Consider the following 14,731-nt stretch of genomic DNA (forward strand, 5'->3'; position numbering starts at 1 on the left):
CCGTGGGGCGGCCCTTCGTCGTGACAACTGGGGTGATGCGCCGCCCGAGGGCGACGTGGTGGAGGTGCGGGGAATCGAACCCCGGTCCGGTGGCGCAAATCCAGGACTTCTCCGGGCGCAGTCTGCTGTTGATTTTCTCGGCCCCAGCACTCACACAGACAAGGTGCTGACGGGCTCAGTCATCTAAGAGTCCCTACGCCGCCGATGACGAACGTCGTAAGCAGTGGCTCTCTAGCTGACGCCAGGAACCGGGGCGAGAGCAACCCCGGGCTGACGGACTTCGAAGACTCGCTCAGGCGGCGAGTGCGAAGTCGGTGCGCTTGGAATCGGCACCTATTGGTTTGCAGACGTCGTTTACGAGATAAGTCTGCATCCTCGGCCCGCTTCTCCTCGAAGCACGACCACCGTCGAAACCGATCACCCCCTGTGCAGTTGTCAATCACCGGCCGAGCACCACCCCGTCCGTCCGCCTGCGGCGTCCGTCCGGTTCGACACCGGGTCAGTGGTACCAGCCTACGGGATCAACACCACCGTGGGCGACCGTATTTCCGGCGCTACTTCTTGCGGCTCAGCGCGTCGACGAGAAGCCCGCCGGCGATCCCCAGCAGGAAGACGTCCTTGGCGAGCCCGATCCCCTGCGGGGTCGGCCGGATCCCGTCCTGCTCGGTCATCCCGGGCGTCTTGAGGTACATCGAGACGAGCCCCGCGGAGAAGGCGCCCAGCCCGAGCGCGACCACACCGGTCGGCACGAACGGCACGAGCAGCGCAGTGCCCAGCGCGATCTCGGTCGTGGAGAGCGCCTTGGTGAACTGCACGGGGTCCTGGTCCTCGAGGAACGGGAACGTCCCGGCGGCCATCCCATGGATCCCCTGCGCGGTCGCCTCGTCGGCGCCCCGCTTGGTGAGCCCCGAGTTGAGGATGAATGCGCCTGCTGCGACGCGCGGGATGTACTGACGGAGCTTGACCACGGGGCCTCCTCGGCAAGGTGACGACGACTACCCTGCGACGCTACGTCGTCGGGCAGCCGGATGCACGCCCACCCGCCGAGCGCCGTCACCTCTCGGCCCACGGCGCCCGACGACGTCGCTCACCCCCGCACGCAGGTCACCGGTTCTGCCTGTGGCGCATCGCGCGCTGCGCCTCGCGGTTGTCCTGCTGCTCGCGCAGCGCCTGACGCTTGTCGTACTCCCGCTTTCCCTGCGCGAGCGCGATCTCGACCTTCGCACGGCCGTCGAGGAAGTACAGCGAGAGCGGCACGATCGTGTATCCCTTCTCGCGGGACTTCGCCTCGAGCCGCAGGATCTCGTCCTTGTGCAGCAGCAGCTTGCGCTTGCGGCGGGGAGCGTGGTTGTTCCACGTCCCCTGCGAGTACTCCTGGATGTGCACGTTCTCGAGCCAGGCCTCGCCGCCGTCGACGGCCACGTAGCCGTCGAGCAGCGAGGCCCGGCCCTGCCGCAGCGCCTTGACCTCGGTGCCGCTCAGGACGAGCCCGGCCTCGAACACGTCGACGATCAGATAGTCATGGCGGGCCTTGCGGTTGCTGGCGATGATCTTGCGGCCAGTCTCCTTCGCCATGAGGGCATCTTCCGATCTGCTCGAGCTCCGTGGTGCGCCCAGGACGGGCCCACCCGCGCCGTACGGCGCGACGTCCCAGGTTACGCGAGTTCGGCCCGCCACCCGTAGGTCTTTACGTCAGAGCATGCTCTCCGGGTCGACCGTCCCGCCGTTGACGTACACCTCGAAGTGCAGGTGGCAGGCCTGGCTGGTGCCCGTCGTGCCCGAGTACCCGACGAGCGTGCCCTTCGAGACGCTCTGGCCCGCTCGGACGGCGAACCTCGACAGGTGGTTGTAGCTCGTCATGAGGTTCGACCCGTTGACGGTGCCGTGGTTGATCATCACCTGGTTGCCGAGGCCGCCGTAGGGCCGGGCGAACAGGACCGTGCCTCCCGCCGCGGCATAGATCGGGGTGCCGCAGTAGGCGCGGAAGTCGGTGCCCGCGTGCAGCCGGTACGTGTTCGGCAGCACCGGGTGCTGGCGCATCCCGTAGCGAGAGGTGATGTGCGGGACGGCGGTCGGGTAGGACAGGAACTTGCCGGTCGAGGCGCCCCCGCCCCCACCTCCGCCGCCACCACCGGAGCCGCCGCCGGAGCCGCCACCACCACCGGACCCGCCGCCCGTGGCGGGCGGCGGCTGCTTGGCCGCCTCCTCGGCGGCCTTCCGGTCTCGCTCGGTCTGGGCCGCGATGATGCCCTGGAGCTCGGTCGTCAGAGCCGCCTGCGCCTGCTCGTTGGCCGCCATCTGGGCGATCGCGGCCTCCTTGCGCGACTCGATCGTCGCCTGCTTCGCCTGCTGCTCGACGATCAGTCCCTCGATCTCGGCCTTGCGGTCGGCCGCCGCCGTCCGCGCCGCATCGGCCGCGACGACGTTCTCGTCGGCCTGGACCTTCAGGTCCGCGATCGTCTCGCGGATCGCGGTCAGCCGGGCCTCCCGGTTGCGTGCGATCGACTCGGCCTCCTGGAGGTCCGTGAGGGTCCGGGCCTGCGTGCGGGCCGCGGTCGTCGACATCGCATACTGCTCGATGAAGTCCTCGGTGCTCTGCGCCCCGGTCACGATGCCGAGCCCGCTGACCTCCCCCTGTCCCCGGTAGGCCTGGCGTGCCATCTCGGCGATGCTCGACTTGGCCGAGCTCGCCTTGCCCGCGGACTCCTGGATGTCGAGGCTGATGGCCTCTTCCTCGGCCTGAGCGTCCTGGAGACGCACCTCGAGCTGCGCGGCCTCGCGCTGGGTGCGCTCGAGCTCGGCCGTGGCCGTGTCGAGCTCTGCCTGTGCCACCGGGAGACGACCCTCGATGGTCTGCAGGTCGAGGATCGCCTGGGCGAGTTCCGCGTCGGTACCTTCGAGCTGCGACTCGAGACCTTCGCGGTCCTTGAGCGCCTGGCTCTGTCGACGTTCCGCGGCCGCCCGCTGGTCGTCCAGGTCGTCGGCCGTCGCGGCGACAGCGGTTCCCAGGAGAAGGAGCAGCGCGGTTCCGCCCGCGGCGAGGCGTCGGGTCAGCTGGGACATGTCACACCCTCGTGTATCGGCTGAGCGTGACGACCGAGGAGATGGCCGCCAGGACGAATGCGATGAGGAGGAGCAGCGGCGCGATGCGCAGCACGTCCGCCTCGGAGATGTAGGCGATCCAGCTCACCGAGCTCTGGAGCCAGTCCGTCACGAGGTACTTGACCCCGAGCCAGAGGCCCCCGACCGCGAGGAACGCGCCGACCACCGCGGCGATCGCCCCCTCGAGGATGAACGGCAGCTGGATGAACAGCTTGGACGCCCCGACGAGCTTCATGATCTCGGTCTCGCGCTGACGGCTCATGGCCGACAGACGGATCGTCGTGGTGATGAGGAGCACCGCGGCGAGCATCATCACGACGGCGAGGCCACCGGCCATGAGCGAGGCACGGTTGAGCGCCAGGAAGAGCGAGTCGAAGATCCGACGCTGGTCCTCGACCCCTTCGACGCCCGGCCGTCCGGTGACGACGTCGTTGACGACCTCGTAGTTCTCCGGGTTGGAGAGCTTGAGGCGGAACGAGGCCTGCATGTCGTCGACCGTCAGCTGCGTCCCGTTGTACCCGTCGGGGAAGCGCTCCTGGAAGGCCGCGAACGCGTCCTCCTTCGACTCGAAGAAGACGGTCTGGACCTCGTCGCCGAGCTCGCTGCCGAACAGCGCCTCGAGCGAGTCGATCTGCTCGGGCGATGCCTCGCCGCCGGCGCACGTCGGGTTCGGGGAGTCGATGGGACACAGGAAGACGGAGACCTCGACCCGGTCGTACCAGTCGTCCTTGAGCTTGTCGATCTGCAGCTGGAGGAGGGCGGAGGCACCGACGAAGGTCAAGGACACGAAGGTCACGAGGACGACCGAGATGGTCATCGCGAGGTTGCGACGAAGGCCTGCACCGATCTCGGCGAGGATGAACTGGGCACGCACCTGCTACCACTCCCCCCGGCCGGACTGCTGCATCTGCGTCGAGCTCGCGGCCGACCCCTGGGTCGTGCCCGCCGGGGCCGCCTCGACCTGCGCGGGGCGCTCGATCGCGGGTACAGGGCGCACCTCGACGGGGGGTGACCACGGCCGCTCCGCGAGGTGACCGGTGGGCGCACGGAGCGCGTCGTCGTCGGGCATGGGGACCCCCGCGCCGTAGACACCGTCCTTCTGGTCGCGGAGCACGACCCCGTTCGAGAGCTCGATGACCCGCTGACGCATCTGGTTGACGAAGCCGGAGTCGTGCGTGGCCATGACGACCGTCGTGCCCGTGGCGTTGATGCGCGACAGGAGGTTCATGATCCCCAGCGAGGTGTTGGGGTCGAGGTTCCCGGTCGGCTCGTCCGCGAGCAGGATCGAGGGCCGGTTGACGAAGGCGCGCGCGATCGCGACGCGCTGCTGCTCACCACCCGAGAGCTCGTGCGGGCGGCGCTTCTCCTTGCCCTGCAGACCGACCGTCTCGAGGACCTCGGGGACCGTCACGGCGATCATGTGGCGCGGCTTGCCCGTCACCTGGAGCGCGAACGCCACGTTCTCGAAGACCGTCTTGTTCTGCAGCAGCCGGAAGTCCTGGAACACGACGCCGATCTGCCGGCGCAGCGACGGGACCTTCCAGCTCGACAGGGTCGACAGGTCGCGCCCGGCCACGAAGACCTTGCCCTGGGTGGGCCGCTCCTCACGCAGGGCGAGCCGCAGGCACGTCGACTTCCCGGAGCCGGACGCACCGACCAGGAAGACGAACTCTCCGCGCTCGATCTCGGCGGACATGCCGTTCAGGGCAGGTCTGGCGCCACGGGCGTAGACCTTCGAGACGTTCTCAAAACGGATCACAGGGGTTGACCAGTCTCTCGTTGGGGGAAGCGAAAAGTGTTCGCTGGTCGCCCACGAGAGTAGGCACGCCCGAAAGTCCTGACACCGCTGACACGCCGGGTACGTCCGTATCGGGCACCCTGGCGGGAGGTTTCACCCCGGACCACGCAGGGGCCGGGACGCGAGGTCCGGGCCCGGGCGTCAGTCCTGGTCAGCGCTGCGGCGCCACCGGATCCCGGCCTCGATGAAGCCGTCGATGTCGCCGTCGAACACCCCCGAGGTGTTGCCGACCTCGTACTCGGTCCGCAGGTCCTTGACCATCTGGTACGGGTGCAGGACGTAGGAGCGCATCTGGTCGCCCCAGCTCGCCTTGATGTCGCCCGCCATGGCCTTCTTGGCGGCGTTCTCCTCGGCCTGGCGCTGCAGGAGCAGGCGCGACTGGAGCACGCGCAGGGCCGCGGCGCGGTTCTGGATCTGCGACTTCTCGTTCTGCATCGAGACGACGATCCCCGTGGGGATGTGGGTCATGCGCACGGCCGAGTCCGTCGTGTTGACGGACTGCCCGCCGGGGCCCGACGAGCGGAACACGTCGACCTTGATCTCGGACTCGGGGATCTCGACCGAGTCCGTCTGCTCGATGAGCGGGATGACCTCGACCGCGGCGAAGGACGTCTGCCGGCGACCCTGGTTGTCGAACGGCGAGATGCGCACGAGACGGTGCGTGCCGGCCTCGACCGACAGGTGCCCGAACGCGTAGGGCGCCTTGACCTCGAACGTCGCGGACTTGAGCCCAGCCTCCTCGGCGTACGACGTGTCGAGGACCTGGGTCGGGTAGCCGTGACGCTCGGCCCAGCGCAGGTACATGCGCATGAGCATCTCGGCGAAGTCGGCGGCGTCGACGCCGCCCGCACCGGAGCGGATCGTCACGACGGCCTCACGCGCGTCGTACTCGCCCGAGAGCAGCGTCTTGACCTCGAGCACCCCCAGGTCCTTGCGGATCAGCTCGAGCTCGGAGGCCGCCTCGGCAAGAGTCTCGGCGTCGCCGTTGTCCTCCGTGGCCATCTCGACGAGCGTCTCCAGGTCGTCGATCCGGTCGCTCATGTTCGTGATGCGGTCGAGCTCGGACTGCGTCTGCGAGAGGGCCGTCGTGACCTTCTGCGCGGCGTCCGGGTCGTCCCACAGGTCCGGCGCCGACGCCTTGTCCGACAGCTCGGCGATCTGGACGCGCAGGGCGTCGGGGTCGCTCACGGCGCTGATGGTGTCGAGCGTCGATCGGAGGGCGCGGATCTCGTGCGGGAAGTCGATGGTGGCCACGGTCCTCAAGGTTACGCGACGACGGCGACCCGTACGGCCCGGTCCCGCGGGTGCGCGCCTGCGGTGCCTCCGTCAGCCGCCCGACGACGGCGCTCGGGTCCCCTGGGCGGGCTCGGCGAGGGCGTCGGGTGCGCTGGGTGCAGGATCGCCGGGCGCGGAGACGGCGTCGGCGCCGGGCTCGGGGCCGGGCTCGGCGGCCGCCGCGGCCCGGCCCTCGGCGCGCGCCTTCGCCAGGAGAGCGTCCAGACGCTGGGTGCGCCGACGACGGTTGTCCCGCACCCCGATCACGACGAGCGCGACCACCGCGAGGAGGAGCAGGTGGACCCAGGGGATCGCCCAGGTCGTCACGGTGACCGTGACAGGACGCAGGTCCGCCGCGGGGACGTCGATCGCCCCGCCGGCCTCACCCTCGGTCGCGACCAGTGCGGGAGTCACGACGACCTCGGTCGTGACAGGTCCGACGGGCCAGATCCCACCGATCGTCGCCGCCGTCGAGCGCGAGGTGCCGGGGATGAGCTCCTTGATCCCCTCGACACCGCGATCCAGGGTCGAGGCGCCGATGCCGAACGGGCCGGACGCCGTGATCGTCTGGTCCCCGGCGACCCGCAGGTTCCCGTCGTTGGTCACCTCGTAGGACACCCGGACGTCGCCCGGGGCGAACGGGTTCCACGACGGCGTGTAGGTCGCGGTGACGCCGTCGAGCGCGATCGAGGGCACGACCTCCCCCGGGACCCGCAGGTTGACGCGTACGCCGACCCGGCTCTCCACGCCGACCCCGGGCCCCGATGCGGAGGCCGCCGTCGTGACCGTCGCGACGATGCCGGCGGGGTGGTCGCCGGGCGTCACGTTCTCGGGCACCGTGATGGTGAACGGCACGATGACGGTCTCGCCTGCGGGGACCTCCACGCTCGGCTGGACCTCGAACCAGCCGCCGGAGTCCTGCGGCTCCTGGTCGGACGTCCGGATGTCGAAGCTCCCCGTGGGGGTGAAGATGCCGTCGTTCGTGACCATGGCGAACGTCACCGGGGCCGGGCCGTGGTTCGAGACGGCGACCTGATCCTGGATCTGGGCGCCGGGTTCTGCGACGAAGTCGAAGATCCGGCGGTCGTCGGGGCCCTCGGACGACGCCGTGGTGACGGAGAACCGGAAGCTGTCGGGATCGGGGGCGCTCGCGTGGGCCGCTCCGACGACGCCGACCAGGGTGAACGCCAGGGCGCCCAGGGCCGCGAGCCCCGTACGGAGCCTGGCGACGGTCCGCCTCGTCGGTCGAGGTCCTGCCTCACGTGCCTTCTTCATGTCCTTGCTCACCACGACTTCCGGTCTTCCTCGAACGGGTTGCTGCTCCGGAGACGGTACAGGGCCGACGGAGATCCGCCGGCCCTGCGTCGTCACCGTCCGTGACTCGGGTCGAGCTGTCAGCTCTCCATGAGCGTGAGCGTCAGCGTCGACGCGTACGCACCGGAGGGCGTGCCCTTCGGGACCGTGAGGTTCAGGCCGGCCTTGACGCCGAACGACTGCCCCTTGGCCTCGAGCGACGAGCCGCTCGACACCAGGAGGTCACCGACCTGGACGCCGCCCGTGAGCCAGTCGCCACCGGGGCCCTCGCCCGCGGGGACCTCCTGGAGCTCGCCGGCGATCGGCTGGCCGGGCGTGACGTTGAAGTCACCGGGGATCGGGTTCGCCAGCTCGGGGACCCACCCGAGGTTGGAGGAGTCGATCTCCGGCAGTCCTGCGGCGGTGAAGCTGCTGACCTGGCCCGTGACGGTCCAGCTCGCGTCCGCACCCACGTCGTTGCGGTCGTCGGTGACGCTGATGCCGTCGAGGAGACCCGTGAACTCACGGTTCCCGGCGGCCCAGATGTCGTCGTCGGTCGTCTCGCCGAGCGTGACGGACGGGTTGGCGACGTTGAGCGCGAGCGCTCCGACCGGCGTGACGGCGACCTGGATCTGGACGTCCTCCTCACCGTGGGTCACCTCGTCGGCGGCGGCCCCGGAGGCCATCGCGACGGTTCCGAGAAGCATCGCACCGAGTGCTCCGCCGGCAATCCACTGCTTCCTTGCACGTGCGTTCATGTAAGTCTCCGTCGTTGGAGGGTGTCGGACCGGATCACCATAGCGGCGAACCCTTGTTTTGTCAGTCATCAGACAAAAGTTGCATGGTTCGTTAAGAAAGTGAACGTACTTGGTCACCTAGCGCCGCCCGTGTTCACCGGATGGTCATGAGTACCACCGACCCTCGGGACTCACCAAGCCCGTGCGCTTGACCCGGCCCGTACGAGGATCCCGTCCGACCACAGCTGGGTCACCCAGGTGACGAGGACCGGGCGGGACAACCCGGCCAGACGGACCTGTACGGTCCGTCCGTCGGGCGTCGACGCCTCGACGATGGTGACAGCATGCAGGTCGTCCAGCATCTCGGGATGCGCCCCCAGGAACTCCTCGACCGAGGCACGCACCTCCGCGTCGCTGAGCCGGAGCACCGCCTGCTCCTGGGGGGCGGGCACGTGCCCCTCGTAGAAGGTGTCCTCGCTCATCGAGTCGGCTGCGTCGATCGCGGCGGAGTCCGCCACGTCGAGAAGCCGCTTGCGGTCGAGGTGGACCCCCGTCGCCGAGACCATGACGGTCACGAGCAGGAGCGCGAACGCGACGAAGGCGCTCGTGAGGAGCAGGATCTGGCCGCTGTCCCCGTCTGCCCGGGCGCCAGCACCGCAGCCTCCACGCGACGTCGGCAGCGGCGGACGACCGCGGCCCCTCACTGGCGAGCCCCCGCGTACCGGTCCACGGAGGAGACGTGGGCCGCCTCGACCGGGACGGACAACGGCACCCACGAGCGGACGCCCGGCGGCACGAACGGGAGAGGGACGTCGTAGCGCACGATCGTGGCGACCTCGCTGCCGGGATCGAGGCAACGGGAGCCCGAGCACGAGATCGACAGCACGTCGGCAGGTCGGACGTCCGTGAATCCCTGGTCCGCGAGCGCCAGGGAGACCGCAACACCCGCACGTGCCTCGCCCTGCGCGACCGAGTCGGCCGTGACGAAGGCACGAGCCGACTCCTTCGCGGCACCCTCGACCGCGAAGGTCGCCGCCTGGATCCGTCCGAGCGTCAGCGCGAGGTACATCACGGGCAGCAGGAGGAGCAGCGCGGCCCCGAGGAACTCGACGATCGCGTTGCCCTCCTCGCCGACCGTGCGAGAGCTCTTGCGACGTCCCACGAGAGCACCGTCCGCGACACGAGACCGCACCCTCTGCAGAGACCGACCGGTCGGACCCGTCCCGTCGTGCTGGCGAGCCACGGCGCCCCCGCGCCTGCTCACTGCTCCTCCTTCAGCGCGTGTCCGTCCACCGTGACGACGCCCAACGGGCCGAGCAGCCCGACGACGGGCAGCGGAAAGGTCACCGTCACCTCCACGACACGCAACCCGTCGTGGTCGACCTCTCGCGCCGAGACGTCCTGCGCGAACCGCTCGGAGAGCGCCGCGTCGATCAGGGTGCGCGTGCGCGCGGCACCGTCCGCCGTGGTCCGGTCGGCCCGGCCTGCGAGCCGTGCACCCTCGGCCGCGCTGTCGATCACTATCGCCCGCACGTGCAACGCGAGGACCACCTGGAGGACTCCCAGGAAAAGGGCGAGCAGGATCACGGAGACCAGGACGAAGTCCACGACGGCCGAGCCGCCGTCCCGCACGGGAACGGCCCGACCAGTGGCCTGGACGCGTCGTCCGCGCACGTGGCTCACGGACCGCCGACGCTGCTGATCGCCTTCGTGAAGGTCTCGGTGAGCGCCGGGCCGGCGACGGCCCACAGGGCGATCACCAGGCCTGCGGTCATCAAGGTCACCAGGACCCAGCCGGGGACGTCGCCCCGCTCCGGCGCCCCCAGGCGCTGCCGGACCCGCCCGGTCAAGGTCGTCGTTCGTCTCGTCATCATGCTCCCTCGGTCGGTCGACCGCGTCGTTCGTGCGCGGCCGTGGTCCAGGTCGTCTTCGCAGGTCATGGGCAGGGTAGGTCGTCGTTCGTCCGGTGCGCGGGTGTCGGTCGTCCGCTCAGAGGCCGATCCGCAGGGTCACGACCGACGGATAGATCGCGAAGCAGACGGTCACGGGAAGGATCAGGAAGACCACGGGGACCATCATGAGGACCTCCTTGCGGCCGCCCGACTCCATGAGCGCCCGACGGCCCGCCTCCCGCACGTCCTGCGCCTGGGCGCGCAGGACGTCCGCGAGCGGGGTCCCCCGCTCGACCGCCACGGCGACCCCTTCGGCGAAGCGGGTCAGGCTCGTCAACGCGGTCCGGTCCGCCAGTGCTTCGAGCGCACGTGCCAACGGCACGCCTGAGCGGACCATCGAGAGCGTCAGCGCGAGCTCTGCCGACAGCTCACCGCGGGCCGTGGTCGCGACGCGCTCCATCGCCGCGACGGGTCCCTCTCCGGCCCCGACGGACAGCGCGAGGAGCTCGGCGACCGTCGGGAACTCCATGAGCATGCGTTCCTCGCGCCGCGTGACCTGGCGCGCGAGCCGGTGGTCGCAGCCGAGGAGGCCGCCGAGTCCGCAGAAGGCGACGAGAGCGGCGAGAACCACGGGCGACGATCCCCTGGTCGCGGCCAGGAGCAGGGCGACCAGCAACCCGCCGACCAGGCCGAGCACGGCCCACACGACCTGTTGCGCGCGGAACTGGTCGACGCTCTCGGGACGCCCCGCCTGGTCGAGGCGTCGGCGGAGCACCGCGCGGGTCGACCCGAATCTCTCGAGGCCCTTCCCGACCTCGGTCAGCCACGGGCCGACGAGACGGTCGAGGGAGGGGAAGGGCGACCGCGCCGGCGACTCCTGCAGCAGCGACGACGACGTCCCGAGCACCCGCAGGTAGGGGCCGACACGTTCGTCCAGGCGGATCCGCCGCGCGCGCAGGCGTGTCAGGACGACGAGAAGCCCGCACCCGAGCATCGCTCCTGCGACGACGCCGAGCCACGACACCTCGGTACCGCTCATCGCAGGACCCGCACTTCCTCGGGCAGCCGCCCGATACGTCGCATGAGCTGGTAGGCGACCACCGAGGTGAGCGCACCACCGCCGAGCACCACGGCCCCCTGGAGGGAGCTGTAGGCCTGGGCCGTCTCGGGTCGCGTGGCCAGGAGCGCAAGGACGACCCACGGTCCGGCCACGGCGAGTCGGGCGCCGTTCACCGTCCACGACTGCCGCGCCTCGAGCTCTCCTCGGGTCCTGGCGTCCTCACGCAGGAAGATCGCCAGCGTGCGCAGGAGCTTGCCGAGATCCGTGCCGCCCACCTCTCTCGTCATGCGCAGGGCCTCGACGATGCGGTCCGCGACGGGATCTGCCAACCGCGCCTTGAGCGCGTCGAGGCAGTCGGTGAACCGCCCGGTCGCCCGGAAGTCCTGGGCGAAGCGCGCGAACGGCTCGCGCAGCTCGACCGGGCCCCTCTCCCCGAGCTGCCCCACCGCCTCCGGCAGCGAGAGCCCTGCACGCACCCCCGACGCGAGGTGGTCCACGACCTCCGGCCACACGTCCCGCAGGCTCGAGCGCCGCCGTCGGGCACGCGAACGCACGAGCGCAAGAGGTGCGGCGGCTGCCATCGACGCGAAGCACGCGGCGACCGGCAGCGCCCGGGTGAGCGTGACCACCACCAGCAGGACGAAGACCCCGAGCGCCGCACTCGCACCGACCAGCGCACGCGGGGTGACCGTCGGTGCGCCGGCGAGCACCAGGAGGTCCTGCGTCCTCGCCGACCAGCCGTCGGTCCGACGGGGCGGGCCAGCGCTCGGCTCCCACCAGGCCCACCACACGCAGAACACCCCGGCCCCGAGCAGCAGGCCCACCATGACGCCCATGTCAGCGGCCCTCTCCCGCTCGCGGGCCGACCATGAGCGCCGCGAGGTCGATCCCGGCCCGTGCGAACCGGTCCTCCGCCGGCGGGAAGCCGTCGCCGCGCACGAGACTCCCCCCGACCCGGTGGAAGAGGGCAGAGGTCTCGACCACCCCCTGCTCCACGCGGCCCGGGACCCCGACGACCTCCCGGACCTGTCGGCGCCCGTCCGCGGTCACGTCCAGGTGGACCACGACGTCGACCGCACCCGCCACGGTCGGGACGACGAAGCGGTCCGAGACGTTCTCCCCGGCCAGCAGCGGCAGGGTGCACATCTTGGAGATCGCCTCACGGGCCGAGTTCGCGTGGATCGTGCACATCCCGGGGACGCCGGCGTTCAGCGCGACGAGCAGATCGAAGCTCTCCGCCTCACGCACCTCGCCGATGACGATCCGGTCGGGCCGCATGCGCAGCGCCTCCTTGACCAGCCGCCGCAGCGGGATCTCCCCCGTGCCCTCGAGGCTGGGCTGACGGCACTGCATCGAGACGATGTCGCGCACCGCGAAGCGCAGCTCGAACACCTCCTCGCACGTGATGACCCTCTCGTGGGAGGGGATCGACCCGGCGAGCGCGTTGAGCATGGTGGTCTTTCCTGCCTGCGTGGCGCCCGCCACGAGGACGTTGAGGCCGGCCCTGACCGAGGCGTGCAGGAATGCCGCGGCGTGCGGCGTCAGCGAACCGAGACGCACCAGGTGCTCCAGGTGCGAGGCGCGCACCACGTGCTTGCGGATGTTCACCGCGAAGTGCTCGCGCGTCACGTCCGGGATCACCACGTGCAGACGTTCGCCCCCGGGCAGCGCGGCGTCGACGAAGGGGCTCGAGAGGTCCAGGCGCCGACCGGAAGACTTGAGCATCTGCTCGACGAGGTCGCGGACCTGGGCGCTCGTGAGGATGGTCGAGGTGAGCTCGGCGTTCCCGCCGCGCGCGACGAAGACCTGCGCGGGCGAGTTGATCCAGACCTCTTCGATCTCCGGGTCGTCGAGGTACTTCTGGAGGGGGCCGAGCCCCGCGACGGCGTCGAGCACGGCCCGTACGGCGCCGGGGACGTCGGCGAGCGGGGGCACGACGCCCAGCGCGGTCCGGGTGTCGTAGTCGGCCAGTGCGTCGGCGACGAGCTGGTCGATGCCCGCCTTGTCGCGCAGCGGGTCGACGCCACGGCGGCGGATCAGCTCGCGGACCTCGCGCTCGAGGATCGCCACGCCTGCGGTGCTCATCGTCGTGCCACGCTCCCCTGCGTCCCTGCGCGCCCCCCGCGCAGTCGACCACCCGGCGGGGTGGTTGCGCGCCGAGACTAGGGCACGACGGGCCCGGTCTGCACCGAGCCTGTGGACAACCGTTCACGATCCGCGGGATCTCGCCGTTCGCACGACCGAGGATGTCCGAATTGTGGTCACCGCGCCGCTCGTTCCGGGCAGATGCGGCGCGTGCGCACCCCGCCGGGCACCCACCCGGCACCGGGTCGGCATAGGGTCGGCGCATGTCCGCGAGCACCCCCGCCGTCCCCCGTCCCGCCCAGCCCCAGGTCCCCGGCCGCTGGCGCGCCGCGGCCGCCGCGACGGGCCTGCTGCGCCCCGACGGCTCGGTGGCCTCCACGATCTTCGCCGAGATGACGAACCTCGCGCTGCGCACGGGGGCCATCAACCTGGGTCAGGGGTTCCCGGACGTGGACGGCCCGCACGCGATCAAGGAGGCCGCGATCCGTGCGATCGAGGACGGTCACAACCAGTACCCGCCGGGCACGGGCATCCCCGTGCTGCGTCAGGCCGTCGCGGACCACCAGCGCCGCCACTACGGGCTCGACCTGGACCCGGACACCGAGGTCCTGGTCACCACGGGGGCCACCGAGGCGCTCGCCGCGACGATCCTGGCCCTCGCGGGTCCGGGCGACGAGGTCGTGACCCTGGAGCCCTTCTACGACTCGCACGCGGCGTGCATCGCGCTCGCCGGGGCGACGCACGTGCGCGTCCCGCTCCACCCGACCCCGGACGGCTTCCGCCTCGATCCCGCGCAGGTGCGCGCCGCCGTCGGGCCGCGGACGCGGTTGATCCTGGTCAACACGCCGCACAACCCGACCGGGACCGTCCTGACCCGCGCCGAGCTCGAGGTGGTCGCGGACGCGGCGCGGTCCGTGGACGCGGTCGTCGTGACGGACGAGGTCTACGAGCACCTCGTGTACGACGACGCGGTGCACGTGCCCGTCGCGACCCTGCCCGGCATGGCCGAGCGCACGATCACGATCTCCTCGGCCGGCAAGACGTTCTCCTTCACGGGCTGGAAGATCGGCTGGCTGCACGGCCCGGCGCACCTCGTGGAGGCGGTGCGGACGGTCAAGCAGTTCCTGACGTACACGTCCGGCTCGCCGTTCCAGCCCGCGATCGCGCAGGCCCTGGCCGACGACGAGGCACCGCGCGCCCTGGCCGCGTCCCTCGCTGCCCGCCGTGACCTGCTGTGCGAGGGCCTGGTGGCCGCGGGCTTCGAGGTCGTCGTGCCGCGGGGCACGTACTTCGTGGTCGCCGACGGCGCGCCCCTGGGCTTCGAGGACGGCACCGAGCTGTGCCGCCGCCTGCCTGCCCTGGCGGGCGTCGTGGGCGTGCCCGTGAGCGCCTTCTGCGCCGCGTCACCGGGCGACGAGGACCTCTCGGGCCCGACGACGGCGGAGGCCCTGGCCTCGCGGGTCCGGTTCACGTTCGTCAAGCGCGAGGA

At 70.9% G+C, this 14,731-nt stretch carries 15 protein-coding genes, 1 other RNA gene and 1 pseudogene; 1 reads left to right on the forward strand and 16 read right to left on the reverse strand.

From position 1 onward, the window contains the following. Positions 1 to 56: 56 nt before the first annotated feature. The 16 genes and pseudogenes from ssrA to ACFRCR_RS09880 all read right to left on the reverse strand — a co-directional run bounded on the left by ssrA (position 57) and on the right by ACFRCR_RS09880 (position 13,242). Positions 57 to 425: a transfer-messenger RNA gene (ssrA, locus tag ACFRCR_RS09805) on the reverse strand. Between the two features lie 129 nt (positions 426 to 554). Further along, on the reverse strand, positions 555 to 968 hold the full coding sequence (locus ACFRCR_RS09810) for a hypothetical protein (protein WP_191788878.1): 414 nt from the start codon (positions 966 to 968) through the stop codon (positions 555 to 557). Positions 969 to 1,104: 136 nt separating this feature from the next. After that, complete coding sequence (gene smpB / locus ACFRCR_RS09815; RefSeq protein WP_030151535.1) at positions 1,105 to 1,575, reverse strand: SsrA-binding protein SmpB; 471 nt, start codon at positions 1,573 to 1,575, stop codon at positions 1,105 to 1,107. A gap of 117 nt (positions 1,576 to 1,692) precedes the next feature. After that, positions 1,693 to 3,063: a peptidoglycan DD-metalloendopeptidase family protein gene (locus tag ACFRCR_RS09820; RefSeq protein WP_377677137.1), complete on the reverse strand. Its 1,371-nt coding sequence runs from the start codon at positions 3,061 to 3,063 to the stop codon at positions 1,693 to 1,695. A 1-nt stretch (position 3,064) separates the two neighbouring features. Continuing rightward, positions 3,065 to 3,976 (reverse strand): permease-like cell division protein FtsX, encoded by a 912-nt coding sequence (gene ftsX / locus ACFRCR_RS09825; RefSeq protein WP_377677139.1) that lies wholly within the window; start codon positions 3,974 to 3,976, stop codon positions 3,065 to 3,067. A gap of 204 nt (positions 3,977 to 4,180) precedes the next feature. Further along, positions 4,181 to 4,861, reverse strand: a pseudogene (ftsE, locus tag ACFRCR_RS09830) (cell division ATP-binding protein FtsE); the annotation flags it as partial. 180 nt (positions 4,862 to 5,041) lie between these two features. Further along, positions 5,042 to 6,154 (reverse strand): peptide chain release factor 2, encoded by a 1,113-nt coding sequence (gene prfB, locus ACFRCR_RS09835; protein WP_377677141.1) that lies wholly within the window; start codon positions 6,152 to 6,154, stop codon positions 5,042 to 5,044. A 72-nt stretch (positions 6,155 to 6,226) separates the two neighbouring features. Next, entirely contained in the window at positions 6,227 to 7,465 is a 1,239-nt protein-coding gene (locus tag ACFRCR_RS09840) for a WxL protein peptidoglycan domain-containing protein (protein WP_377677143.1), read from the reverse strand. Positions 7,466 to 7,569: 104 nt separating this feature from the next. Beyond that, positions 7,570 to 8,175, reverse strand: a complete 606-nt coding sequence (locus tag ACFRCR_RS09845; RefSeq protein ID WP_377677145.1) for a hypothetical protein — start codon at positions 8,173 to 8,175, stop codon at positions 7,570 to 7,572. 221 nt (positions 8,176 to 8,396) lie between these two features. Further along, complete coding sequence (locus ACFRCR_RS09850; RefSeq protein ID WP_377677147.1) at positions 8,397 to 8,909, reverse strand: pilus assembly protein TadG-related protein; 513 nt, start codon at positions 8,907 to 8,909, stop codon at positions 8,397 to 8,399. Beyond that, complete coding sequence (locus ACFRCR_RS09855; RefSeq protein WP_377677149.1) at positions 8,906 to 9,367, reverse strand: pilus assembly protein; 462 nt, start codon at positions 9,365 to 9,367, stop codon at positions 8,906 to 8,908. The genes ACFRCR_RS09850 and ACFRCR_RS09855 overlap by 4 nt, the downstream gene beginning before the upstream one ends. 98 nt (positions 9,368 to 9,465) lie before the next feature. After that, complete coding sequence (locus tag ACFRCR_RS09860; RefSeq protein ID WP_377677151.1) at positions 9,466 to 9,888, reverse strand: TadE/TadG family type IV pilus assembly protein; 423 nt, start codon at positions 9,886 to 9,888, stop codon at positions 9,466 to 9,468. Further along, positions 9,885 to 10,076, reverse strand: a complete 192-nt coding sequence (locus tag ACFRCR_RS09865) for a hypothetical protein (protein WP_377677160.1) — start codon at positions 10,074 to 10,076, stop codon at positions 9,885 to 9,887. The genes ACFRCR_RS09860 and ACFRCR_RS09865 overlap by 4 nt, the downstream gene beginning before the upstream one ends. A gap of 118 nt (positions 10,077 to 10,194) precedes the next feature. Further along, entirely contained in the window at positions 10,195 to 11,136 is a 942-nt protein-coding gene (locus ACFRCR_RS09870) for a type II secretion system F family protein (RefSeq protein WP_377677153.1), read from the reverse strand. Continuing rightward, the gene (locus tag ACFRCR_RS09875) at positions 11,133 to 11,993 is read right to left on the reverse strand and encodes a type II secretion system F family protein (protein WP_377677155.1); all 861 of its coding nucleotides are present in this window, start codon (positions 11,991 to 11,993) and stop codon (positions 11,133 to 11,135) included. Before ACFRCR_RS09875 ends, ACFRCR_RS09870 begins: the two co-directional genes overlap by 4 nt. 1 nt (position 11,994) lies before the next feature. After that, complete coding sequence (locus ACFRCR_RS09880) at positions 11,995 to 13,242, reverse strand: CpaF family protein (protein ID WP_377677156.1); 1,248 nt, start codon at positions 13,240 to 13,242, stop codon at positions 11,995 to 11,997. Positions 13,243 to 13,505: 263 nt separating this feature from the next. Here ACFRCR_RS09880 and ACFRCR_RS09885 point away from each other — a divergent pair. Then, positions 13,506 to 14,731, forward strand: a 1,226-nt coding sequence (locus ACFRCR_RS09885; RefSeq protein WP_377677158.1) for an aminotransferase class I/II-fold pyridoxal phosphate-dependent enzyme, incomplete at its 3' end; no start/stop codon positions are given.

It is taken from the genome of Oerskovia sp. NPDC056781 (assembly GCF_042789955.1).
GTDB lineage: Bacteria > Actinomycetota > Actinomycetes > Actinomycetales > Cellulomonadaceae > Oerskovia > Oerskovia rustica.

Bases quoted from the DNA above. Each gene is read 5' to 3' on its own strand.
- smpB (WP_030151535.1), bottom strand. From the start codon at position 1,575: ATGGCGAAGGAGACTGGCCGCAAGATCATCGCCAGCAACCGCAAGGCC.
- ACFRCR_RS09820 (WP_377677137.1), bottom strand. From the start codon at position 3,063: ATGTCCCAGCTGACCCGACGCCTCGCCGCGGGCGGAACCGCGCTGCTC.
- ACFRCR_RS09845 (WP_377677145.1), bottom strand. From the start codon at position 8,175: ATGCTTCTCGGAACCGTCGCGATGGCCTCCGGGGCCGCCGCCGACGAG.
- ACFRCR_RS09865 (WP_377677160.1), bottom strand. From the start codon at position 10,076: ATGACGAGACGAACGACGACCTTGACCGGGCGGGTCCGGCAGCGCCTG.
- ACFRCR_RS09870 (WP_377677153.1), bottom strand. From the start codon at position 11,136: ATGAGCGGTACCGAGGTGTCGTGGCTCGGCGTCGTCGCAGGAGCGATG.
- ACFRCR_RS09875 (WP_377677155.1), bottom strand. From the start codon at position 11,993: ATGGGCGTCATGGTGGGCCTGCTGCTCGGGGCCGGGGTGTTCTGCGTG.
- ACFRCR_RS09880 (WP_377677156.1), bottom strand. From the start codon at position 13,242: ATGAGCACCGCAGGCGTGGCGATCCTCGAGCGCGAGGTCCGCGAGCTG.